Source organism: Patescibacteria group bacterium (assembly GCA_027858235.1).
In the GTDB taxonomy this organism is placed as follows: Bacteria; Patescibacteriota; Patescibacteriia; order Patescibacteriales; family BM507; genus BM507.
Genome location: JAQIDC010000032.1, coordinates 1 through 24,969, shown reverse-complemented (window position 1 = coordinate 24,969; position 24,969 = coordinate 1). Strand labels below are relative to the sequence as shown.

Genomic DNA, 24,969 nt, shown 5'->3' with positions numbered 1-24,969 from the left:
AATAGTTTTTAGTTTATGAACAGTTTTTTATGTCAAAACAAGTACAAACAAGCAAAGAGACATTCATTGGGAACAGAAAGTATTTTAAAGAAAATTATAAACCCATTGAAGACGTTGATTTAATTGAGGTTCAAAAAAATTCATTTAATTGGTTTATTGAAGAAGGACTTGCTGATTTATTTGATGAAGTTTCTCCTATTACAGATTTTATTGGTAGAGATTTAGAATTATCATTTAATGAGTATTTTCTAGATGAACCGAAATTTACCGAGGTAGAATGTCGTGCTAAAAATTTAACTTTTGAAGCACCATTGAGAGTAAAAGTAAAACTTGAAAATAAAAGAACTAATGAGTCAAACACCCAGGAAATATTTTTGGGAGATTTTCCTTTGATGACAGAGAATGGAACTTTTATTGTTAATGGTATTGAAAGAGTTGTAGTGTCTCAGTTGATTAGAAGTTCAGGAGTTATATTTACTTCAGAATACAATAAAGGAAAAAAGACTTTTGGAGCTAAGGTTATTCCAAATAGAGGTGCTTGGCTAGAGATTGAAACGGATATAAATAAAGTAATTTGGGTTAGAATTGACAGAAAAAGAAAAGTTCCAGTAACTGCCCTTTTTAGAGCTTTTGGATTTGGTAGTGACGAAGAATTGATTGAATTGTTTAAGGATGTTGATAAGCCTTCAACAGAAGAAGAGCTTAATCATATCGATGCTACTATTGCAAAAGATATTTCAAAAAATGAAGCAGAAGGATTAAAAGAAGTATATAAAAGAATTAGACCAGGTGATTTAGCGACAACTGACAATGCTAGGCAGTTAATTCACTCTATGTTTTTTAGATTTGATAGATATGATTTTGATAGGGTTGGTCGATATAAGCTAAATAGAAAATTTGGGTTTGATATTCCAAACAATAAAGAAACAAGGATTCTAAGAAGAGAAGATCTGATAGCAACTATTAAAGAAGTAATTAATCTTAACTTGGGAACAGGTAAAGAAGATGATATTGATCACCTTGGCAATAGAAGAGTTAGAGCTATTGGTGAGCTTATTCAAAATAAATTTAGAGTTGGGTTAGCGAGAATGGAAAGAATTATTAAAGACAGAATGAGCACTCATGAAATTGCTACTTTAACTCCAAGCAAATTAGTCAATTCAAGACCACTTATTTCTGTGGTTAGAGAATTTTTTATGTCTTCTCAATTGTCTCAGTTCATGGACCAAACAAATCCGCTAGCTGAACTTGAGCACAAAAGAAGGCTTTCCGCTCTTGGTCCTGGAGGTTTAACCCGTGAGAGAGCTGGATTTGATGTTCGTGATGTGCACGCTACTCATTATGGTAGAATTTGTCCGATTGCGACTCCCGAAGGCCCAAATATTGGTCTTGTTGGACATCTTGCTAGCTATGCTATTCTAAACAAATATGGTTTTTTGGAAACTCCATTTAAAAAAGTTTTACATGACATTGCCAACGATCCAAAAATTACTGAAGGAAAAATAGCGCGTGAAGATATTTTAGAGATAAAAGGAAACGGTAAGGAAGGAAAAGTAATAGTAAAGAAAGGTGATACCATTACATCAAAGCAAGCAAATGAAATGGTTGGTAAATTAGGTGATAAGCTAGTTTCAATCGTGCCAGTTGTTACAGATGAGATTGTATTTATGGATGCCTTTGAAGAAGAAAAATATATTACAGCTACTTCAACAGTTCCAGTGGATGATGGTGGACACTTCTTGGTTACAAAATGCGAGGTTAGAAAGTTTGGACAACCCGGAACAGGCATCGTAACCAAGATTGATTATGTTGGGATTGCCGCTAATCAGATTATTTCAATTGCAACATCGCTTGTCCCTTTTATGGAACATAACGATGGACAAAGAGCTTTGATGGGAACAAACATGCAACGTCAAGCTGTTCCTCTTGTTATTGCTGATTCTCCTCTTGTTGGAACGGGTGCCGAGTCTCTAGCGGCTCGTGATTCTGGCCATATTGTAATAGCCAAAGAGGATGGAGAGATTTCAAAAGTAGATGGTTTAAATATTGAAGTAAGAAATAAAAAAGATAAGATTGAAAAACATAACCTAACAAAGTTCCTTCGTTCAAATGCTTCAACCTGTATCAATCAAAGACCAATAGTAAATGTAGGCGATAAGGTTATTAAAGGACAACCATTGTCAGATGGCCCAGCTATTGATAAGGGAGAACTTGCTCTAGGAAAAAATGTTCTTGTAGCATTTATGACATGGGAAGGGTTTAACTATGAGGATGCTATTATTCTTTCTGAGAAAATGGTTTCCAGAGATACTTATTCTTCTATCCACATTGAAAACTATACTATTGATGTTCGTGATACAAAATTAGGTCCAGAAGTTGTTACAAATGATATTCCAAATATTTCTGAAGAAAAACTTAAAGATCTAAGCGAAGAGGGTGTTATCAGAGTTGGAGCTGAGGTTTCTTCCGGTAACATTATGGTTGGTAAAATTACCCCTAAAGGTGAAACAGAACTATCAGCTGAAGAAAAATTACTTAGAGCTATTTTCGGAGAAAAAGCAAAAGACGTTAGGGATTCATCCTTGTATCTAGAACATGGTGAGCACGGAAAAGTTGTTGATATAAAAGTATTTTCTCGTGAAGATGGTGATAGATTGTCAGCTGGAGTTTTGAAATCAATACAAATCTCAGTTGCCAATTTAAGAAAGATTCAAGTTGGAGATAAGATGAGTGGAAGACATGGTAATAAAGGTGTAATTTCAAAAATTGTTGCAGTCGAAGACATGCCTTATCTAGAAGATGGTACTCCAGTTGATGTTATATTGTCACCGCTAGGTATTGTTTCTCGTATGAACCTTGGTCAAATTCTTGAAACTCATCTTGGATTTGCAGCTCACAAGCTTGGTTATAAAATAGCTACACCAGCGCTTGATGGAATTTCTGAAGAAGATATAAAATCTGAATTAAGAAAAGCGGGGCTACCTGAAGATGGTAAATCTGTTCTGTATGATGGAAAGAGCGGAGAGGTTTATGACCATAAGATAACAGTTGGTTACAAATATATGCTTAAACTAAATCATATGATTGAGGACAAGATTCACCAACGTTCAATTGGTCCTTACTCTTTGATTACTCAACAGCCTTTGGGTGGTAAGGCTCAATTTGGTGGACAAAGATTCGGAGAAATGGAAGTTTGGGCTCTACAAGCATACGGGACAGCTCATTTGTTACAAGAAATTCTAACAATCAAATCGGATGATGTTCCAGGAAGATCCAAGGCTTATGAGTCTATTATTAAAGGGGAACCAATCACAAAGATGAATGTTCCTGAGTCATTCAATGTTTTAGTAAGAGAACTTAAAGGGCTTGCTCTTGATGTTGAGTTACTCGGAGGAAGTGAAGTTCCAGAAGAGGAAACTTCGGAAAACTCTACTCCAGAGAGTGATCAGAAACCACAAGAGAAAGAGGAGACAGAAGTGAAGGAGGCCGAAGTAGAAGAGATATCTGTAAATAAAGATAAAGAAGAAACAAAAGATATCAAGAAATAATATTAATTAATAAATATACTTCACATATTCAAATACTCATGTGTGACTAAAGGGCAAATACGACAATATCCCGCTCACCACTTAGTGATTAGCGGGATGCCTCGCTCACACGCGAGTCAAAAAATTATGATAAATCCAATCAAAACAACAGACTTTGATGCTATCAAATTGAAGCTAGCGTCACCTGAGGATATCCTCGACTGGTCTCACGGTCAGATTTCAAAGCCTGAGACTATTAATTATAGAACACAAAAACCAGAAAAAGATGGACTCTTTTGCGAGAAGATTTTCGGTCCTTCAAAAGACTGGGAGTGTTATTGTGGAAAGTACAAAAAAATTCGGTATAAAGGAATAGTATGTGATAAGTGTGGTGTTGAAGTTACTAGAAGCATTGTTAGACGTGAAAGAATGGGACATATTAGTCTTCAGTCTCCAGCTACACATATTTGGTTCCTACGTGGTATTTCTTCAAAAATTGGTTTAATACTCGACCTTACCATGCAAGCCATGGAAAAAGTGGTTTATTTCGCTAGCTTTATAGTTACTGACGTTAATGAAGATTTGAAGAATGCTACTTTGGATCAGATTAAACAGGAATTCAAATCAAAGAAGAAATCTATCGATAGTGAGTTTAATAAACAGATTAGTGAAATTAAAGGAAAGAAAACCAAGCTTGTGGAAGCAGGAACTGAGAAGGTTGATGTAGAGAATGAGATAGAAAAAGAAATTATTTCTTTGGGCAAAATAAAAGATGAAAAGATGGAGAGTCTTAATGATGCTCTTGATCAAGCTCAGAAGGAATTGAAAGAATTAAAACCTCTTTTAATAATTTCTGAAAATTCTTATCAAAACTTAAGTTTGAAATACGGTCATATTTTTGAAGCAGGCATTGGCGCGGAAGCGATTAGAGAATTATTATCAAGAATTGATCTTAAAAAGACAGGGAAATTAGTATCCGATCAATTAGAGATATGCATTGACTCTAAAAGAGAGAAGTTAATGAGAAGACTGAAATTAATCAAGAGCCTTGAAGCAAACAATGTGAAGCCAGAATGGATGGTTCTGAAAGAGATTCCTGTAATTCCACCAGATTTGAGACCAATGGTTGCTCTTGATGGAGGAAGATTTGCTACATCTGATTTAAATGATTTATATAGAAGGGTAATTAATAGAAACAATCGTTTGAAACAATTGATAGACCTTAACGCACCAGAAGTTATTTGTAGAAACGAAAAAAGGATGTTGCAAGAGGCTGTTGATGCTTTGATTGATAATTCAAGCAGAGCAAGCAAAACTGTTACAGCTTCGACTGGACAAAAAAGACAGTTGAAATCTCTAGCAGACTCATTGAAAGGTAAGCAGGGTAGGTTTAGACAGAATTTACTTGGAAAAAGAATTGATTATTCTGGACGTTCTGTTATTGTAGTTAATCCTAAATTGAAATTAGACCAATGTGGTCTTCCAAAGATAATGGCTCTAGAATTATTTAAGCCTTATGTAATTTCAAAATTAATTAAAGAAGAAATAGTTCACAATGTTAGGTCAGCTTCTAGATATATTGATGCAGGACATAATGAGGTTTACGATATTTTGGAAAACATTACCAAAGATGCTTTTGTTCTCCTTAACCGTGCTCCCACCTTGCATAGGCTTGGAATCCAAGCTTTCAAGCCAACATTGATTGAAGGTAAAGCTATTCAGATTCACCCTCTAGTGTGTGCAGCATTTAATGCTGACTTTGATGGCGATCAAATGGCTGTTCATGTTCCACTTACCAAAGAAGCAAAAGACGAAGCTCGTGACATTATGCTTTCTACTCATAACTTATTAAAACCAGCGACTGGTGACCCTATTGTTGCTCCTGGTCAAGATATCGTTTGGGGAGCTTTTTACTTAACTCAAATTGACGAGACTGATGGAGATGATAAGAAGTACAAATATTTTGCGAATGAACTTGAAGTAAAACTAGCTTATCAAACTAGAAAAATTACCCTGCATGCTCCTATTAAAGTAAGAACAAAAGATAAGGGAATAATCATTGCTACAGCTGGTAGAGTGATGTACAACGAGATACTTCCTGAAAGATTACGTTTTGTTAACGAGGTTGTTGGAAAGGGTGGTCTTAGGGATGTTATCAAAAACTGTTTACGTTTTTACGGAGAAGAAAGAACTGTTAAATTGGTTGATGAATTAAAGAATATGGCTTTCGCAATTATTACAAAGAGTGGACTTTCTTGGGGGATGGACGATCTTCCTTACTTTGAAGAAAAAGACCATCTTATCAATGATGCTCAAGAAGAAGTTGAAAAAATTCAAGAACAGTTTGATGACGGACTTCTTACAAACTCTGAAAGATATTCAAAAGTTATTGAGATTTGGACAAATACAAAAGAAAAAGTTACAGCTATTTGTAAAAGAAACTTACCAACAGACGGCCCAGTGTATTCTATGATTGAATCTGGTGCTCGTGGTTCATGGGCTCAGCTAACGCAAATTCTAGGAATGAAAGGTCTTGTGACTTCACCTTCTGGAGATATTATTGAATTGCCAGTACGTGGAAACTTTAAAAGAGGTTTTGATGTATTGGAATACTTTATTTCTACTCATGGTGTACGTAAAGGTCTATCAGATACAGCGTTGCGTACTGCTAACGCTGGTTATCTGACCAGACGTTTAGTTGATGTAGCTCAAGATGTTATTATTTCTGAAGATGATTGTAAAGATACAGAAGGAGTTATATTGACCAAAAAAGAAAGTGATGAAATGAATTACGAGTTAAAGAAAAGAATTGTTGGTCGTTATCTAGCAGCTGATTTGGTTAATGCTAAGGGCAAGGTGCTTGTTAAAAAAGATGAACTTATTACAGAAGATATTATTGATGTTATTGCAGATGAAGATATTCAAGAAGCAAGGGTCAGATCAATTTTAAGTTGTAAGGTTGATAGAGGAGCATGTGCTAAATGTTATGGTTACGATCTTGGATATAACAAGCCAGTTAAGATTGGTGTGGCCGTTGGAACAATAGCCGCTCAATCTATTGGTGAGCCTGGAACACAGCTTACTATGAGAACTTTCCATACTGGTGGTGTTGCTGGTTCAGATGATATTACTCAAGGTTTACCTCGTGTTGAAGAAATTTTTGAGACAAGACCTCCTAAGAGAAAAGCCTTAATTGCCGATGTCGCTGGAACAATTTCTATTGAAGAGGCTTCAAGAACAATTGAAGATGAAAATGGAAAGGTAATTGTTTCAAGTGGACTAGGTAAAATTTTGAAAATTAACTACAAAGGAGAAGAAAATGATAAATTTTATTTCTCTGAGTTAATGGAAAAAAATAAAGAAGCTACTCCAAAGATTCTTGTTGAAGATGGAGAAAAAGCCAAGAAAGGTCAAGATTTGTTTAAGGTTGGTAGAAAAATTCAAAAGGCTGACGGAGCAGGGATTGTTACAATAGCAGAAAAGTATATAAAGATTAGTGGTGATGCAAAAAAAGTAAAAGAGTTTATTATTCCGAAAGGGATGGCTATCAAGGTCAAGGAAGGTGATTTAGTTACTATTGGTGATCAATTGACTGACGGAAGTCTTGATTTAAGACAACTTTTTACTTTGAGTGGAAGACTTGCAACTCAAAAATATATTATTAAGGAAATTCAAGAAGTTTATTCTTCTCAAGGACAACCGCTAAATGATAAACACGTTGAGATTATTGTTAGACAGATGTTTTCTAGGAGTTTTGTAAAAGATCCTAACAAGACAGATTTATTGCCAGGGGATATCGTTGAAAAATCAGTATTGAATAGAGCTAATTCAAAAGTAGCGAAGAAAGAAGATCAGGCTAAAGTTAATGAACTGTTACTTGGTATTACAAAAGCTTCACTGACTACAGACTCATTCCTTTCAGCAGCTTCATTCCAAGAAACAGCGAGAGTATTGATTGAAGCAGCAGTTAGTGGAAAGATTGATTATCTTGAAGGACTTAAAGAAAATATTATTATCGGAAGATTGATTCCAGCAGGAACAGGATATCACAAAAGAGAAGAAAGAAAGGTTTATTAAGAAAATCTAGAGATATATAAAAAATAAAGTCGTACATACCTGCCCGAAATGCCGTGAACGAATTGTTTTAACATAAAATTTTTTATTAAAATTACTGTTTTAGTGAAAAAGAGTAAGTTAAAATTGAGGCAGGCGGGTGTACGACTTTATTTTTATATATTGTGATTCCCATCTTGATTGGGCAGTGTGCCCTTGGGTTAATCAAAAAAAATACTCATTATAAATAATTTGTCATTCTGAGGAGCGTCAGCGACGTGAGAATCTCATCCTTATTAGCTTTTTTATAAGTACTTTTCACCCCAAGGGCATTTTGTCTTCGCCAGTTGGCGAATCGGGCATATAAAGTACCACCTGCCTGCCGGCAGGCAGGAAATCGTTCTCAGAAAAAATTTAGAATATTTTTATTACGACAATTCATTTATAGAAGCCGAAGGGTTTTGGTGTGGTTGGGAAAACAAATTCCTCAACCACAAAAAATCTCAAACTCACCGCCAGCTGGCGGTTCAAACATGAGCATTTTTTGGCGAATTTCGCAATAAATTTTATTATTCTAAATTTTTCAATGTTCTCAAAAGTGAAATTATATAAAAGTTGTTTAAATTCAAGCCTGTGAACATTGGGAAATTTTGGAAGAAAATGAAGTGTAGAAAGCTCCATAAAATATCCGCTGTTTGAGGAATGGAGTGACAACGAAATGACGAGTTCGGAATTTTGTTAGCTTTCATAGCGCAATGGTCCAAAATTTTCTCCGTGAACGTTTTTGCTCTACTTTTTTAAAAAAGTAGGTTAAAGAAATTATTAGCAAGAACTAATTATTGAAAAGTAATGTATTGATATTAGTAAAACCTAAGATAAGTCAAAACAACAGAATTTAAAAACCGATGAACGTAGATATCTACGTTCATCGGTTTTTTTTTGAGTGTGATTATTTCAATCCGTATTTCTCAATATTTTTATTCGCTAGTTCTTGAATATATTTAATTTGTTCCTTGCCTTGTTTTGTTTTGAAGAGGTGAGCGAATCTTCCTTGGGTTTTTAGATATTCTTCTACTTTTGGATTTTTATCTCCGACTTTCATGGCCTTAGTGAGTTCACCATTTTCATATTCAAGCAGGGGATAGAGACCTGTTTGGGCGGCTAGTTTCCCTATTTTTAGGGTTTGGTTTGGTTCTGTTTTCCAACCAGGAACGCAAGGGACTAGTATTTGGATGTAGGCTGGTCCCTCTACTTCAACGGCCTTTTTAACTTTCGCTTTGATATCTTCGAGATAGCCAACTGTTGATTGGGCTACATATTTTAGGCCATGGCCGAGAGCAATGGCTATCATATCCTTTTTTTGCTGATGGGAGCCAATAGCGTCAATGGTATTGCCTGAGCCGGATGGTGTGGTTGTAGTGCTTGCCGCCCACGGGGTCGCCCCAGAGGCTTGAATGCCGGTATTGGCGTAGGCTTCGTTGTCGTAGGCGACATAGAGAATGTCTTCACCACGTTCCCACATTCCTGAAATAAGACCAAAACCGATATCAAAAGTTCCACCATCACCACCTTGAGCGACGACTTTAACTTTCTTGGTTTTACCTTGTTGTTTTAGAGCAGCTTGTACTCCGGAAGCAACAGCAGCCGCGTTTTCAAACACTGAATGAATCCAAGGCATTCCCCAAGCGCTTTGTGGGTAGGGAGTAGTAGTTACCTCTAAACAACCGGTCGCGTTCGCGATGATGGTATCTGGCCCAAGAGTTTCAGCTACTGCCTTAGCAGCGATTAACTGACCACAACCAGCACAAGCACGGTGACCTGAATTAAGCATTTCGATATTATCTTTTTGTCGTGTTTTTTTGATTAATGTTTTTGACATAATATGGTGAATTTCGATTTTTGAATTTCGAATTTCGAATTAATTTTTAAGACTCATTTGTCATTCCGGGCTTGACCCGGAATCTAGAAAAAAGTTTAAAAGATTCTGGATTCCCAATCAAGTTGAGAATGACAAGGGAAGTGTGTTATTTAATAATGTACAATTTATGTTTTTAGTTCAAATAGATTGGCCGGCAATACTTTCTTTAATTTCTCCATGGCCTCGGCCTCGTTTTTATTGAATTGGCCGACAAAATTACTAGCTTCTAAAATTTCTATTAATATTGGTATTTTTGTTTTAGAAACATGTATTATAAAATTTCCAAGCTCAACAGTATGATCAATTGTTCCAGTTGATACTTCTATACAAGCAATATTTGTTTCAGCGTCGTAAATCATATTTGTAAATATTGTCATTCTGGAGCGAAAGCGCGCCCGAGCGAAGCGACAAAGTACTCTTGGGGTGATAGAATCTAACCCCACGAATGAGATTCTATCGCTTCGTTGTCGCTTCGCTCCAGAATGACATGGTTTTATTTAACAGGATAAAAAGTAACAATCTTTTTTTTACCCATCTCAATTTTATATAAAACTTTTATATTATTTTTCTCAGCACTAATCAATTCATTTTTTTCCCCAGTTCTTTCTGGGTTATTAACAACTTCCTCAATATCCTCCCGAGTATAAAAAACCTTATACTTATTTAGAATATCAAATTTTTGCTCTGAGTATTTTGAGAAAGTCATGTTTTTATATATTAATTATAGTTTACATTTTGACCCTGGGGACAACTTAGAGTTAGCGATCAAGGGATTTTTACATACAATCTCCAGGGTTGACGATAATACATCCATCAACATTGACCGCGGCTGGGGAAACATAAGTAGCTTTGCATTCCCATATTTGAGTTGTTCCAGACATATAGTCTTCTATGCATTTTGCATTTTGAAAAAATTGTGTGACAGCGCCACTATGACCAGCCACTGTACAATCGTATTTACTCAAATTTTTGCATCCAGTCCAATTTATATTGCCACTAAGACAGCAACCATTAATATTTTGAGTGCCTAGGGCATTGGGATCTACGGGTTGTGTAAACTTCACCTCAGGCGGTTGTATTTTCTGTATCTTGAAATTAACCAAATCAGGATTTACCATTGTTAATATTGTATAGGAAGTTAGTGCTAGAACTAGACCAGTTAAAGAGCCAAATATCATATCTCTCGCTTTCCCAACTTTTTCTCCACTTCCCCCAGCTGTTAACCAAGTAAAACCACCAAACATTAACATTATAGTAGCAACTATTCCAACTATGCTTATTGCGTAGTTGTAAAGGTTACTTATATATTGTCCAATTGGTTTAGTTGTTCCATTAAAATCCAAAGCTTCTTGACCAGGAATGTCTACTTGTAAATCCAAGGCAAATGAAATATTTATATTAACAAAAAATAAAAGCAAAAAACTAGATAAGAATATTATTAATTTTATTTTATTTCTTAATTTCATATGTTGAACTATTTAAATCAATTATTTTTTTACTTTTTATGGTTTTTAACGTCATTACGGTCCTTTATTTATTTTTAATGTTTTATATTTTGACTTTAGAAAAAATACAGATCTAATTTAAATATTATCATCCACCACTCGCTCCACCAGTATTATTTTCCATGTCAGCTTCCATGCGACCACTTAACTCATATTCATGGTTATTGTAAAAAACCTCACCGTCATTGCAGTTTGCTATAATTGTGCTTTTGTTGGTTCCAAGGTAAGTTCCATCGCAGTTTTCCTTTTCAAAAACAATAACACAGCTCCTTGTAACACAGGTCCCGGTATTCCCTAGAACAGTGCATCTATCACATGCACCAAGCCCAGAACTAGTATCTTCCGGAGTCTTTATTTTCTGGATCTTAAAATTAACCAAATCAGGATTTACCATTGTTAATAGTGTATATGAAGTTAGAGCAAGAACTAATCCAGTTAGGGAGCCAAATATTATATCTCTCGCTTTTCCAACCTTCTCTCCACTTCCTCCAGCTGTTAACCAAGTAAATCCTCCAAACAGTAACATAATAGTAGCGACGATTCCAACGATACTAATGGCATAATTGTAAATATTTTTAATATATTCTCCAATGGCAGTTGTCTTCCTGTCGAACTTGATAGTCTTTCCGCCATTGCTAACTGAAGCGCCTGTTGCTCCAGGAATCGAGACTTGAAGGTCAAGTGGCTTAACTTCTGCAAAAGCGGTATTAATGGTTCCAGAAAATACAATTAACAATCCAAAAAATAATGCAGCAAGAATAGTTTTACTTTTTAAACGCATATTATTTTGTTTATTTACCAATAAACTCAATTTTGCTGTTTTTCTTTTTTACATCAGCTACAATCTTTTTAATCATATCTTTTGTAATATCTCTTCCGCCAAGTCCGACTACAAAATTTTGGACTTTTGCTATTGTTTTGTTTTGAACGGCTGATTTTACTTCGAGGGTTAGGGGTCCTTCGGATCCTAGTGAAACTGCTTTTTCTAAAACAGCGACGTATTTTACTTTTTTGACTATTTTTAGAACTTCTTCTGCTGGGAATGGTCGGAATGTTTTTATTTTCAGGACACCAACATTCCCGGCCATTGAAAATTCTTTACTTTTTTCATCAACAACGTCTTTGATTGTCCCGACCACAGAGCCCATTGCAACTAAAAGTATTTTTGGATTTTTTGGACCATAATATTCAATAAGACCGTTGTTTACTTTACTTTGGTGTTCATCTTGTTTGGAAGCTTCACCTAAAACTTTTTTATATAGTTCGTATTCTTTTTTAATAGTTGTAAGCGAACTTTGCAAGTCATCATATAGCTCTTGTCTTATTTCCATGTAAGAGTGTGGGGGAGCGAATGCTCCAAAAGTTGTTGGATTCATGACATCAAGATGTTCTCCCTTGGCTGGCTTATAGTCTGGTAGGTATTTTTTAATTTCGGCTGTACTTGGAATAACAACTGGTTCATAAGAATGAGTTAAAACAAAACCGTCGATATTTACCATAACGGGTATTTTCACTTGTTCGGCAATTTTGTAGGCCATAATGTGTTGTTCGACCGCTTCTTGGTGATTTTCAGCAAAAAGCATTATCCAACCAGAATCTCTAACAGACATCGCATCTTGGTGATCATTCCAAATAGTAATTGGGGCAGAAACACCACGGTTAGCACAAGTGAGAACGATAGGGAGACGCATCCCAGCGATATTGTAGAGAACTTCGGTCATAAGAAGAATCCCTTGAGAACTTGTTGCTGTGTATGTTCTAACTCCTGTTGCTGAAGCTCCAGTAACGATTGAGGCAGCGGCGAACTCTGATTCAGCTCGAACGTATTCATAAGTAGCTTTCCCGTCTGCCTTTAATTTCGCCAAATCTTCAACAATGTGAGTTTGAGGGGTAATCGGGTAGGCTGAAATTACAGCTGGTTTTATGTTGTTTATTGTGTGAGAGACTGCTTGTGAACCCTCTAGTATTTTTCGTTGCATATATTGGCTAGAATTATGAATCATGAATTATGAATCATGAATTTCTTTTGATTTTTTTATTAATCCGTTTATTAGTTTATGTGAAATTATTGTTTTGTTCGCTATGCTTTGGAATAAATCATTTGTAATATATTCGACATCCCTGGCTATAATTAACTGATTTTGTACTTCAGTTAAGGATCCCTGCGAAATATAGTAAAATTTTGTTTTATCTTTATAAGAGCTCCTACTAAATCCCTCTGCAATATTTGAAGTTATAGAAATAGCGGCTCTTCTAATTTGCGATGTTAATCCGAACAATTCTTCTTTCGGAAATTTTTTTGTAATTTTATAAATTTCTAAAACTAATTCGTGAGATTTTTTCCATGAATTTAAATCAGTAAATGATTTTATTTTGGTTTCATTATTCATGATTCAAAATTCATTATTCAAACAGGATATGCCTGTTATTTCTTATCTAGTCCCATACTAATAGCTTTAACTGGACATTCTTCGGCACAAATTCCGCAACCTTTGCAATAATCATAATCAGTTACAGGCTTTTTTTTCCCATTAACGTCAGTCATTTTGACGCAATATTCTGGACAAACTCTTGAACAATTACCGCAACCTATACATTTGTCATAATCAGTTGTTGGGACATAGGTTCTCCAGCCACCAGTTTTGTTTTTTTTGGTAGATCCTGGGTCTACGCTTATTTTATGTTTCATAATATTTTTAAATTCTAAGCACTAAGTTCTAAACTCTAAACAAACATTAAATACAAAATTCAAAACTAGATTTTTTTGTATTTTTAATTTTGAATATTTGAATTTGTTTAGTATTTGTTATTTAGGATTTAGATTTTTTAAAATTAGTTTTTAAACGCTACTTCCACTGCTTTAATATTTTTTTCAACTAGTGATTTATCTTTCCCTTCAAACTTTTGTTTAATGGCTTTTTTTGCTGAAGCTAAGGAAAAAAGACCAGTGTCTTTTGCAATACTTCCAAGGATAACTGTATTAACAATATTCTTGCCAATTATATCAAGGGCAATTTTAGTCGCGTTAATAACAAAAACATTTTCATCAGGTAAATCAATGTCTATTTCACTTTTATTTTTTGCGGAATTAATGATTGCAATGGTGTTTTTGTCACATCCTTTTGTGACATTTGTTGTGTCTAGAAGGGTGGCATCTTGGATAATTAAAATATCTGGGCCGTAAACTTGCTCTCTGGTTCTGATTGGATGTTTATCTATCCTGACGTAAGATTCAATTGGAGCTCCAGTTCGTTCAACTCCGAAAGAGGGGAATGCTTGAGATTCTTTTCCTTCATAAAAAGCAGAAATTGCTATTAATTCAGCAGCAGTAACAACACCTTGTCCTCCGCGACCATGTATTCGTATTTGTTTCATAAGATAAATTTTAATAGTATTTAATTTTGTGAAAATTTTGAATCTTGAATAATGAATCAGGAATTATGAATTTTTTATTGAGAAAATTGTGTTTTAATTTCCCTTCATAATTCATTATTCATGCTTCATAATTCTAGTCAATTATTTAATAATATATTTTCAATAATATCGTTTAACATATCTTCGGGCATGTCTCCATCTGCTCTATAACCGTTTATAAACCAAGTCGGGGTTCCTTTGATACCTAGGTTTAATCCATCATTAAAATCATTCTGAATTGGACCTAAATATCTATTTGCTTCAAGGCACTCAGAGAGCTTGTCACTGTTTGCTCCAATGTCTATCATGAGGGAAAAAATTTCTGGTTTTGTAGAAACTCCTTGGTTCTCGTAAAGGGAGTCATGGGCTTTCCAAAAAAGTCCTTGTTCGCCTGCGCATCGAGCAGCTTGAGCCAAGTCTGATGAATATTCAGCAATAACAGGGAAGTCTCGGTGAACAATCTTTAAATCACTATAATATTTCATTCGAATTTTTCTTGTTTTTTCAAAGAAACTTTTGCAGTTAGGACAGGCATAATCAGAAAATTCTACCATAGTAATTTTTGGGTTATTTGCTCCAAAAGAATAAGAATTTGTTCCTTCTATTTCAGCACGTGAATAGATTTTTATATCCTGGCTATTTTCGCCTAGAACCCCTTGTTCTTGGTATATACCGACCTGTTTGAATACAAAAATACTTGAAGCAACTAAAAAAATAAAAACCAGCGAAATGATTGATAATAAAAGAACCCCCCACCATTTTTTGTACCATTTTTTATGATGGTTTATTATTTCTCTATGCTCTTGAGCATTATTTGAGATGAATTTTTCCTCCATTGATATATAGTGCAATATGATTTATTATAATACTATAATTTAACTAAATTATAACATTTTATTGGCTTACTAACAAATAAATAAAAATATTAAATTCTAAGCACTAAACTCAAAATTCTAAATAAATAAAAAATTCAAAAATAAAAATTTTAAACGATTTAGGTAATTATAATTTTGAATTTGTTTAGGATTTGATGCTTAGAATTTAGAGTTTTTTTAATTAATCATTTTTAAATTATATGAAATTAATCTCTTGGAATGTAAATGGAGTGAGAGCGATATTGAAAAAGAATTTCAATTCTTTCTTAATTTCTGAAAAACCAGATGTTCTAGGTATTCAGGAAATAAAAATTTCTGAGTCTGCTCTTGAAAAAGAGAATATTAGCATTCCTGGTTATGATGTTTATTGGAACTCAGCTGAACGCCCAGGATATAGTGGAACAGCAACTTTGGTTCGTGAAGGCTTAAAGCCCCTCTCTGTTAAAAGAGGAATGGGAATAAAAGAATTCGACAGTGAAGGTCGTTTGCAAGTTTTGGAATTTGAAAAATTTTATTTTCTTAATATTTATTTTCCAAATGCCAATGGAGAATTATCTCGTCTTCCATATAAAGAGGGATTCAATGAGGAGTTTATAAAATTTGTAAAAAAATTAGAAAAGAAAAAACCAGTTTTAGCTTGTGGAGATTATAATGTCGCACATATGGAAATTGATTTAGCGAGGCCAAAAGAAAATGTTGGTAGTCCAGGTTTTACAGAAGAAGAGCGGTATTGGATGACGCAGTTTGTAAAAAAAGACATGGTCGATACATTCAGGTATTTCAATGGTGATAAAATCCAATATTCATGGTGGAGTTATAGGGGAGGGGCGAGAATGCGAAATGTTGGCTGGAGGATTGATTATTTTTTAGCTAGCAAAAGTTTTATTTCAAAAATAAAGAATGCCTATATTCTTGATAGAGTGTTGGGTTCAGATCATTGTCCAGTTGGGGTTGAATTGAGGTAATCTATATTTTAAAAGCCGACTTATTATGTAAGTCGGCTTTATTTAATCCATAAATCACCAGCCTCAGCTAGCGTGTGCTTTTTTATTGAGCTACTGCTAATCTCACCCTTTTTTCTGATTTGACTAAATTCTTTTTCATTTTTTGTATCTCTTGCATAGACATATTGGCACAAATACATTTTGGAGGACCTTCTAAATTTTCAGGATATCCAGTCTCGATAGAGCTACATTCTGAGCATTTATAATCTGCTAACATCGTTCTGTATTTTTCTCCTGTTTTTGGATCAAGATAATTATCATCATAAATACTAATTTGCACCCATTTTCCTGCCATAATCTCTCCTTCGTTGTAGTAGTTGTTTATTATAAAGAGCCTTATATTGCTAACTTAACATGAATTAAATATAAAAACAAGATTAATAATTTGTAATACAAATAAACAGCATATTTATAAATACCGCTTTTTAGTATTTGCAAAATCATCTAATTTGGGCTAATATAAAGAAAGAATTATTTAATAAAAAATATGAAAATAGAATATAATCACAAGAAAATTGAGGAAAAATGGAAGGATATTTGGGAAGAATCAGGTGTATATAGGGTAAGTGATGAAAGTGATAAGCCAAAATATTTTATCTTAGATATGTTTCCGTATCCATCTGGAGAGGGGCTACATGTTGGTCATCCGAAGGGATATATTGCGACTGACATTTTTGCTCGGATGAAAATGATGCAAGGATTTAATGTATTGCACCCAATGGGATGGGATGCTTTTGGTTTGCCAGCAGAGAATTATGCTATTAAAAATAAAGTTCATCCAAGAGCTGCTACGGAGAAAAATATTGAAACATTCAAAAGACAGCTCGGGACGCTTGGGCTAACTTATGATTGGGAGAGAGAGATTAGTACAATTGATCCAGATTTTTACAAATGGACTCAGTGGATATTTTTGCAAATGTTTAAAAAAGGACTAGCTTATGAGTCCCATGAGCCAATTAATTGGTGTCCAAGTTGTAAAACCGGGCTTGCCAATGAGGATTTGGAGAATGGTCTTTGTGAGAGATGCGAGTCTGAAATTGAACGAAAGCCAATGAGGCAATGGGTTTTGAAAATAACTGACTATGCTGACAGATTGCTTGATGATATTGATAAACTTGAAGATTGGGATGAGTCTATAAAAGAGCAACAAAGAAATTGGATTGGTCGCTCCGAGGGAGCTGAAGTGGAATTTCGAATAAAGTCACCTAAAGACCTCCAAGGTCCTTTGGGGACCTCGGAGGTCTCTTCATTAAAGGTTTTTACAACTAGGCCAGACACTCTTTTTGGTGCAACCTATATGGTTGTGGCACCTGAACATTCTTTGATTGAAAAAAATAAAGAAATTATTGAGAACTATGATGAGATAGCTGATTATATTAAAAAGGCTTTGAATAAATCAGAACTTGAAAGAGGGGAATTGCAAAAAGAAAAGACAGGAGTGAAAATTGAAGGACTTACTGCTGTTAATCCTGTAAATGGAGCTGAAATTCCTGTTTTTGTAGCTGATTATGTTTTGGCTGGTTATGGAACTGGAGCTATTATGGCAGTTCCTGCTCATGACGAGCGTGATTGGGAGTTTGCGAAGAAATATGGGCTTGAAATAATTGAGGTTGTAGAGCCAGAATTTTTGGTTAAATTAAAATATCCGCAAGCTCTAATTAGTGAAAGTGATATCAATTATTTAAAGGAATCATTCAAGGTAAACATTGAAAACGATGAAATAGAAATTAGAGGAAATAGTATTGAAAAATTCGATGAGTTTAAAGAGAAGTTGAATATTACAAATTTTGAATGCGATAGTGTCTTTGAAGAACTAGATGGTATGGGTGGATATTATTTACCTTGGACTAAAAAAGGTAAAAGTGTAAATTCCTATTTTCTTAATGGTCTTGAAACTGATGCGGCGAAATCAAAAATGATTACTTGGCTCGAAGAAAAAAATATTGGAGAAAAGTCTATTAATTATAAATTAGTTGATTGGGTATTTTCAAGACAAAGATATTGGGGTGAACCTATTCCTTTGGTTCATTGCGAAAAATGTGGAGTGGTACCGGTTCCCGAAAAAGACTTGCCAGTATTGTTGCCTGATGTAGAAAATTATGAGCCAACTGGAACTGGGGAATCTCCATTGGCTGGGATTGATGATTGGGTAAATACGACTTGTCCAAAGTGCGCAGGCAAGGCAAAACGAGAAACTAACACCATGCCTCAATGGGCGGGTTCTAGTTGGTATTATTTACGTTATATTGATCCAAAAAATAGTGAAGCACTTGTAGACAAAGACAAAGAGGCTTATTGGTCTCCAGTTGATTTTTATGTTGGAGGGGCGGAACATGCCACGAGGCATTTAATTTATGCCCGTTTTTGGCATAAGTTTTTGTTTGATATTGGTGCGGTTGGGTATGATGAACCTTTTAAAAGATTGCAATATGTTGGCCTTATTCAGGGTGAAGACAATAGAAAGATGAGTAAAAGATGGGGAAATGTTATTAACCCAGATGAAATAGTTGATAAATATGGAGCAGACTCGTTACGAGTTTATGAGATGTTTATGGGCCCATTTTCGCAGGCAGTGGCTTGGAGTACAAATGGCCTTGTTGGTGCTAGAAAGTTTTTGGAAAAAGTTGTAGATTATTTTAATGTATATTTTGAACACAAGAAAGAGACTGAAGAATTGTTATCAAGTGAAAGCATTAAAAAAGCTTTGGCTTACAACAAGAGATTAGCCTTACTTCATAAAACCATAAAAAAAGTAGAAGAGGATGTTGAAAATTTTAAATTTAATACGGCAATAGCTCAAATGATGATCTTATTGAATGAACTCAGAAGAGAGGTTGATTATACGTCAGTGGGTTTTACTTTTTTTCAAGAAGAACATATGAAAAGCATTGTAAAGATTTTAGCTCCATTTGCCCCTCATCTAGCCGAGGAAATTTGGTCCTCCTTCGCTGAAGCTTCGGACGATAAATCTGATAAAATTAATAGCTTTGTTATTGAACAAAAGTGGCCAAAATATAATCCAGAATTAATAATAGATAAAAAGTTTAATTTAGTTCTACAGGTGAACGGCAAAGTTCGTGATATGATTGAAGTGGATGCTGATATTTCAGAAGAGGAAGCCAAGAAATTAGCTAGAGAAAATGAGAAGGTTTTGAAGTGGATAGCGGATAAGGAAGTTGTAAAAGTTATTTTTGTTAAGGGGAAATTGGTGAATATGGTTGTAAAATAATTTTTAATTTTTGAAATAATTTTTAATTTATTAATGTGTAAACTAGTATGAACTATGATTTAGAGGAAAGGGCAGCTAAGTTTGGAGAAGAAATTATTTTATTTTGTAGAAATTTAAAAAGAGACGATATTGTCAGACCTTTAATTAATCAGTTGGTAAGGTTTGCGACTAGCGTTGGCGCCAACTACATGGAGGCGAATCAAGCTAGCTCAAAAAAAGATTTTAGAAACAAGATTAAAATAAGTCAAAAAGAATCTAATGAATCAAAACATTGGATAAGAATGATATCAGTAGCTGTTCCAGAAGCTAAAGAGATTTGCAGAAAGCATTGGCAAGAAGCGCATGAATTGACGTTAATATTTGCAAAAATATCAAAAAGTAGTAGTTAGTTATTTTTTTAAAAATTAGAAATTGAAAAATTATTTCAAAAATTAAAAATTATAAAATTTAAAAATTCTCTTTGATAATGTTTAAAACAAATTATCTTCATCAAAGACTCTCGCCAGGATTTCTAGCACTTTTTTCTGGTAGACTTATTCAATTTGTGGCGAATGGTCTTCTTGGATTATTCTTGCCAATATTTTTTTTGGAGAAATTAAATTACAGGATTGAACTTGTATTTCTTTATTATTTGATTAGCGCTATTGCCTATTTTATTCTACTTCCTTTTGGAGTTCAGTATTTAAATAAGATTGGTCTTAATAATTCGCTAAGAATAAGTATAGTTTTTTGGGCTTTCTATTATATATCTCTCTACTTCATTGATAATAATATTTTCCTTTATCTCTCTCTGTCACTAATTATTTTAACTATTCTAAAAATATTATTTTGGGTTCCTTATAGCGTTGATATTGCAGAATTTACACATAAAAAAGAAAGAGGGAAAGAAATAAGCATCCTGTGGGGGGCGAGGACTGTTTTGGGAGTTATTATGCCAGTTGTTGCAGGATTTTTATTAATAAAATTTTCTTTTAATCATGTATTTATTTTAGCAATTATTATTTATTCTTTGGCTCTTATTCCATATATTAAATTACCTAAAGTAGAGGAAAGTTATTCTTGGGGGTATTGGCAAACCTTTAAAAAATGTTTTGCTCCAGAAACCAGAAAATTATTTATTGCCAATATGGCTAATGGCGCAGAAGGGGGAGTCGGCGCAATAATCTGGCCAATATTTATTTTCCAGCTTCTTAGTGGAGACTTTTTAAAGGTTGGGATTATTTCATCTCTTATAGTTTTTGTAACAGTTATATTGCAATTAACTGTTGGTAAATATACAGATCTTTTTAATAAAAGAAAAATGTTAAAATTTGGTTCAATCTTTTACGCCACAGGGTGGATAGCGAAAATTTTTGTTTTAACGGCTGGTCAAATTTTTGTAGTTGGAACTTATCACAGCTTAGCTCAAATTTTTAAAGATACTCCTTTTAATGCTCTTAACTATGAAGTATTGGCTGATCATGGACATTATGTTGATGAGTATACAGTTGTAAAAGAAATAGCAATCCAAGCAGGAAAAATTCTGATACTACTTTTCGCAATAATAGTCGCTCTTAATTTTGGACTAAATTGGACTTTTGCTTTGGCGGCTATGGCTAGTTTGTTTATAAATGTTTTGTAGCCTACGAATTACGAATAATTACAAATATACAAATAAGTAATGTCATTCTAAGGAACGAAGTGACGTGAGAATCTCGTTCGTGGAGTGAGATTCTCACGATCGCTTAAGCTCACTCAGAATGACAGACAAGAAAAAACGCTAAAAAATATTTTCAGTGTTTTTTTAAAGTTTGATTTAAACCTTAGTACTTATTATTTTAATAAGCAGAAGATTCAGGATAAAACCAGAGTGACTTTTTTTATTCGTATATTTGTAATTATTCGTAATTCGTAGGCTAAAGGTTTGTCATTAACCATTCTCCGTCTTCCTGTTTCTCAACATTAAAATAAACATCATGATTTTCGCCATTGAAATAAACGGTATTTTTGTATGTTAGTTTGGTGCTAGACGAGGAGTCAAGAGATGCGCCAGAGAGAAGATTCCCAAGAAGTAAAATACTTTCATCGGGCATATTGTTTAGAGAATATTCTAGAGACATGCTCATTTCTGGAATAAATAGTGATTTGGTTTTTGAAACATTTTTTGCTCGAATTGCATTTGCAATATCATCTATTACATTTCTCCCGTTTGTTTTTTTTATGGGTGGGGAAATAACAGGGGGGTTAATCTCCAGTACTATTGTTTCAGGAATTTGTCCAATATTTATTTTTTCTAAATCTCGAATCGTTATGCCAAGCCCAAATTGGCGCATTATTTCAAAAGCTATTTTTGGACGAGAAAGGTAATATTTTTTTTGACTTACTGGGTCAACATACCAAGCCTCGCCATTTTTCTCAGTTTGGATAAATATTTTACCTAGATTATTTTTAGTGAATTCTAAATCAATATTTAGAGGATCTGTTCCCATTGGATTAAATAAGGCAATGATTTCTGTCTCATCCCAGTGACCATCGTTATCCGAATCTCTATTATGAATATCTGTTCCAATGGCTATTTCTAAATTATCAGAAAGACCATCCCCGTCAGAGTCTAGTTCATTACTTTTAATAATCCCTGTGGGGATTTTTTCTAAATCAGTATTTGTAATGCCAACTCCTAGATTTTTTAGAATATTAAAAGCGTCAGTAGGTCTTCCTAAAAAATACCTATTAAAATTAGATGGGGGAATATACCAAGCTTCACCATTTTCTTCCACACTCAAAAGAATTCTTCCTTTTAATTTCTCTCCTAAATAAATTTGAGCGAAAGTGGGGCTAGCGAATAGTAAGAATAGTGAAAAATAGATTAAAGTTTTCTTCATATTTATATATTTTAGCATATCTGTTATAATTATAATATAAATATAAATTTTATGAAAAAAATATCATTAGCTTTGTCTGTATTTTTAGTTGTAATAATTGTTGCTGTTTATTTTGTTTTTTGGCCAAAGGCTAGATTTGAATTAGCGAAGGAAGTAGTTGCTGGCGGAGGTTTTCCTACACAGGTTGGATTGACAGGAATAGCCACAATAGATTGCTTCCTTTCTTGCCCAACACCCTCTGGGCCAACTTGTTGTGCTGGTGGGACTCTCTGCACGGTAAAAACCCCAGAATTGCCTTCTTGTCCTTTATACTCAGATGTTTCAGGTGCTCCATCTGGTGGAACGGCTAGTAATATTTTATTAACAAAATCAAATATGGCTGCTGCTGGAGTTGCCTCGGGGGGGCAATTAATTGCTGCCGGTAATACACCAACACAAATGGATCAAGGTCCTTTAGCGGGCCAGGGTGGTTGTGTCGGGGCAGGTTGTATTACGATTAACAACAAAAACATTTTCCAAAAATATTATGAAATAATAAAATACGGCATTGCCAGTTTTAAAGATTAATTTTGTGGAATTGTTAGAGGAGACTAGAAAAATTTGTAAATTGTACGATATAAATCCTGCCCGGTCAAAGGGGCAGAATTTTTTGGTTAATGAGGATGTTTACGATAAAATTATTGAAAGTGCCGACTTGGATAAAAATGATATTGTTCTGGAGGTAGGTCCAGGACTTGGTTTCTTGACTGAAAGATTAGCTAACAAAGTAAAAAATGTTTTGGCAGTTGAACTAGATGATAAATTGGCAGAATTGCTAAAAACAAGATTATTGACTGACAAAATAAAAAATGTAGAAATAATAAATCAAGACATTATAGAGGTTTTATCAGGAAATTTTAGAGGTCCGACCTCTAAGGCCTTAGAGGTCGGACCTCTAAGTCGCTTAGATGAATATAAAATAGTCGCAAATCTGCCATATAACATTAGTTCAATATTTCTGCGAACAGTTTTTGGATTAAAAAATAAACCAAAATCATTGACTCTGATGTTGCAAAAAGAAGTAGCTGAAAGGATAGTGGCAAAGGCTGGGAAGATGAGTCTTCTCGCAGTGTCTGTTCAGCTTTATGCAGATGCCAAAATTATTACAAATGTTCCAGGGGATGATTTTTGGCCAGCCCCTGATGTAGAGAGTGCGGTAATACAATTAAATCTAAGAGAGGAGAATCTGGGGATAAATGAAAAAGATTTTTTCAGACTAGTGAAATTTGGCTTTTCTGCCAAAAGAAAAATGCTTAAGAATAATTTATCAGTTGGCTACAGCATTGACCAAAAAGAAGCTGAAGAAAAAATAGTGAAGGCAGGCTTTAGTGCAAAAATCAGAGCACAAGAGTTATCGGTGGAGGATTGGAAGGATTTGTTGAAAGAGTTTAATTAGTTCTTATTGACGCATTGTTGTTTTCTCGACAGTTCTGGCTCTCGCAATAACAAAATAATTTGTCTAAGTTCACTTACATATTGGAATCCAAATAGGCTAAATATATGCAACAAGGGTTCAAATTTGGGCATTGCAAAGGTTTCTCAAAGTTATATAATTATGGATTAAGACATTATCCTAATAATATGATTACTAAGGAAGCCGAAGAAAGGCTCAAAATACTAAAGTTCTGGAAGAAATATGGTCTCCAGGCGACAACTGATGCTTACGACGTCAAACAATCAACTCTCTATCTCTGGTGGAGTATCTACAAAAAAAGTGAATATAGGTTAGTTAGTCTAGAACCGGGGAAACAGAAGAGAAAGAATAATAATAAGAGAGAAATACATCCGCTGATATTAATAGAGTTAAAAAGGTTAAGACTAGTTGAATGTCCCAATATGGGCAAAGCTAAAGTGAAAAAGAATTTAGATATATTCTGTAGAGAGAATAATCTAGAAATCTATTCTGAATCTAAGATAGGAAGAATAATTAAGGAAAAGAAAATATATCACCACCGACAAAAGGTTTATCACAATGGTAGAACTAAAGCTCTAAAAAAGAACAAAAAACTAAGGAAACCAGCTGATTTAGCTATTACTAATCCAGGTGATTTAGTTGAAGTAGATGTAGTGGTTAGGTTTATTGGATTAATGAAGAGATATATTGTAACTGCTGTTGATGTTCATTCTAGATACTCATTTGCTCTTTGTTATACCAAACATGATAGTATCTCAGCCAGGGATTTTATCCAAAAACTAGAAAAAGTATTCCCATACAAAATCAAAGCAATCCAAACGGATAACGGAAGTGAATTTCATAAATATTTTATGCAATATTTGGAAGAACAAAAGATAATTCACTACTGGAACTACAAAGGACAGCCATACAGAAACGGACATGTTGAAAAGTTTAATAGAACTATCCAGGAAGAGTTCATAGATCAAAATGAAATTTGGTTTGATGATGTGGCTGAATTCAATGAAAAAATGTTAGAATGGATATTGTGGTACAACACCAAGAGATACCACTGGAGCCTTAACTTAATGTCTCCTGTGGATTACTTGCTAAATAATAATATGGTTTCCAATATGAGGTGGACTAGCACA

The 24,969-nt window shown here is 34.3% G+C and carries 21 protein-coding genes; 9 read left to right on the top strand and 12 right to left on the bottom strand.

All coding sequences use genetic code 11. From position 1 onward, the window contains the following. Nucleotides 1-29: 29 nt before the first annotated feature. Together PF572_03075 and rpoC are read left to right on the top strand one after the other, a co-directional pair. Nucleotides 30-3,548, top strand: a complete 3,519-nt coding sequence (locus tag PF572_03075; GenBank protein MDA3840048.1) for a DNA-directed RNA polymerase subunit beta — start codon at nt 30-32, stop codon at nt 3,546-3,548. A 126-nt stretch (nt 3,549-3,674) separates the two neighbouring features. After that, complete coding sequence (rpoC, locus tag PF572_03070) at nt 3,675-7,604, top strand: DNA-directed RNA polymerase subunit beta' (GenBank protein MDA3840047.1); 3,930 nt, start codon at nt 3,675-3,677, stop codon at nt 7,602-7,604. Nucleotides 7,605-8,529: 925 nt separating this feature from the next. Here the strand turns inward: rpoC and PF572_03065 are convergent. The 10 genes from PF572_03065 to PF572_03020 form a co-directional block, all read right to left on the bottom strand. Continuing rightward, nucleotides 8,530-9,459 (bottom strand): thiamine pyrophosphate-dependent enzyme, encoded by a 930-nt coding sequence (locus PF572_03065; protein MDA3840046.1) that lies wholly within the window; start codon nt 9,457-9,459, stop codon nt 8,530-8,532. 164 nt (nt 9,460-9,623) lie between these two features. Next, complete coding sequence (locus PF572_03060) at nt 9,624-9,857, bottom strand: DUF2283 domain-containing protein (protein MDA3840045.1); 234 nt, start codon at nt 9,855-9,857, stop codon at nt 9,624-9,626. A 134-nt stretch (nt 9,858-9,991) separates the two neighbouring features. Continuing rightward, a complete protein-coding gene (locus PF572_03055; protein ID MDA3840044.1) occupies nt 9,992-10,204 on the bottom strand; it encodes a hypothetical protein in 213 nt (70 codons plus the stop codon). Nucleotides 10,205-10,274: 70 nt separating this feature from the next. Continuing rightward, nucleotides 10,275-10,964 (bottom strand): pilin, encoded by a 690-nt coding sequence (locus PF572_03050; GenBank protein MDA3840043.1) that lies wholly within the window; start codon nt 10,962-10,964, stop codon nt 10,275-10,277. Between the two features lie 127 nt (nt 10,965-11,091). Beyond that, nucleotides 11,092-11,784 carry a pilin gene (locus PF572_03045; protein ID MDA3840042.1) on the bottom strand — a complete coding sequence of 231 codons (693 nt, stop codon included), beginning with the start codon at nt 11,782-11,784 and terminating at the stop codon, nt 11,092-11,094. Between the two features lie 10 nt (nt 11,785-11,794). Further along, nucleotides 11,795-12,982, bottom strand: coding sequence for a pyruvate ferredoxin oxidoreductase (gene porA / locus PF572_03040; GenBank protein MDA3840041.1), 1,188 nt, complete (start codon nt 12,980-12,982; stop codon nt 11,795-11,797). A gap of 27 nt (nt 12,983-13,009) precedes the next feature. Further along, complete coding sequence (locus PF572_03035; protein ID MDA3840040.1) at nt 13,010-13,393, bottom strand: four helix bundle protein; 384 nt, start codon at nt 13,391-13,393, stop codon at nt 13,010-13,012. Between the two features lie 35 nt (nt 13,394-13,428). Beyond that, entirely contained in the window at nt 13,429-13,692 is a 264-nt protein-coding gene (locus tag PF572_03030; GenBank protein MDA3840039.1) for a 4Fe-4S binding protein, read from the bottom strand. A 143-nt stretch (nt 13,693-13,835) separates the two neighbouring features. Next, on the bottom strand, nt 13,836-14,378 hold the full coding sequence (locus PF572_03025) for a 2-oxoacid:acceptor oxidoreductase family protein (GenBank protein ID MDA3840038.1): 543 nt from the start codon (nt 14,376-14,378) through the stop codon (nt 13,836-13,838). A 137-nt stretch (nt 14,379-14,515) separates the two neighbouring features. Next, nucleotides 14,516-15,253, bottom strand: a complete 738-nt coding sequence (locus tag PF572_03020; GenBank protein MDA3840037.1) for a thioredoxin domain-containing protein — start codon at nt 15,251-15,253, stop codon at nt 14,516-14,518. Nucleotides 15,254-15,492: 239 nt separating this feature from the next. Here PF572_03020 and PF572_03015 point away from each other — a divergent pair, with 239 nt between their 5' ends. After that, on the top strand, nt 15,493-16,257 hold the full coding sequence (locus PF572_03015; protein MDA3840036.1) for an exodeoxyribonuclease III: 765 nt from the start codon (nt 15,493-15,495) through the stop codon (nt 16,255-16,257). Nucleotides 16,258-16,339: 82 nt separating this feature from the next. On the opposite strand, the gene PF572_03010 is transcribed toward PF572_03015, so the two are convergent. After that, entirely contained in the window at nt 16,340-16,591 is a 252-nt protein-coding gene (locus PF572_03010; GenBank protein MDA3840035.1) for a hypothetical protein, read from the bottom strand. Nucleotides 16,592-16,789: 198 nt separating this feature from the next. Between PF572_03010 and PF572_03005 the strand changes: the two genes are divergently transcribed. The 3 genes from PF572_03005 (at nt 16,790) to PF572_02995 (ending at nt 21,146) form a co-directional block, all read left to right on the top strand. Beyond that, nucleotides 16,790-19,525: a class I tRNA ligase family protein gene (locus PF572_03005; protein ID MDA3840034.1), complete on the top strand. Its 2,736-nt coding sequence runs from the start codon at nt 16,790-16,792 to the stop codon at nt 19,523-19,525. 47 nt (nt 19,526-19,572) lie between these two features. Continuing rightward, entirely contained in the window at nt 19,573-19,914 is a 342-nt protein-coding gene (locus PF572_03000; GenBank protein ID MDA3840033.1) for a four helix bundle protein, read from the top strand. 77 nt (nt 19,915-19,991) lie between these two features. Continuing rightward, a complete protein-coding gene (locus PF572_02995) occupies nt 19,992-21,146 on the top strand; it encodes an MFS transporter (GenBank protein MDA3840032.1) in 1,155 nt (384 codons plus the stop codon). 274 nt (nt 21,147-21,420) lie between these two features. On the opposite strand, the gene PF572_02990 is transcribed toward PF572_02995, so the two are convergent. Further along, nucleotides 21,421-22,386: a thrombospondin type 3 repeat-containing protein gene (locus tag PF572_02990; GenBank protein ID MDA3840031.1), complete on the bottom strand. Its 966-nt coding sequence runs from the start codon at nt 22,384-22,386 to the stop codon at nt 21,421-21,423. Between the two features lie 51 nt (nt 22,387-22,437). On the opposite strand from PF572_02990, the gene PF572_02985 reads away from it, so the two are divergent. The 3 genes from PF572_02985 to PF572_02975 all read left to right on the top strand — a co-directional run. Further along, entirely contained in the window at nt 22,438-22,953 is a 516-nt protein-coding gene (locus tag PF572_02985; protein ID MDA3840030.1) for a hypothetical protein, read from the top strand. A gap of 40 nt (nt 22,954-22,993) precedes the next feature. Then, entirely contained in the window at nt 22,994-23,821 is an 828-nt protein-coding gene (gene rsmA, locus PF572_02980; GenBank protein ID MDA3840029.1) for a 16S rRNA (adenine(1518)-N(6)/adenine(1519)-N(6))-dimethyltransferase RsmA, read from the top strand. A 185-nt stretch (nt 23,822-24,006) separates the two neighbouring features. Then, nucleotides 24,007-24,969 (top strand): integrase core domain-containing protein (locus PF572_02975; GenBank protein ID MDA3840028.1); only part of this gene is annotated, 963 nt, incomplete at its 3' end.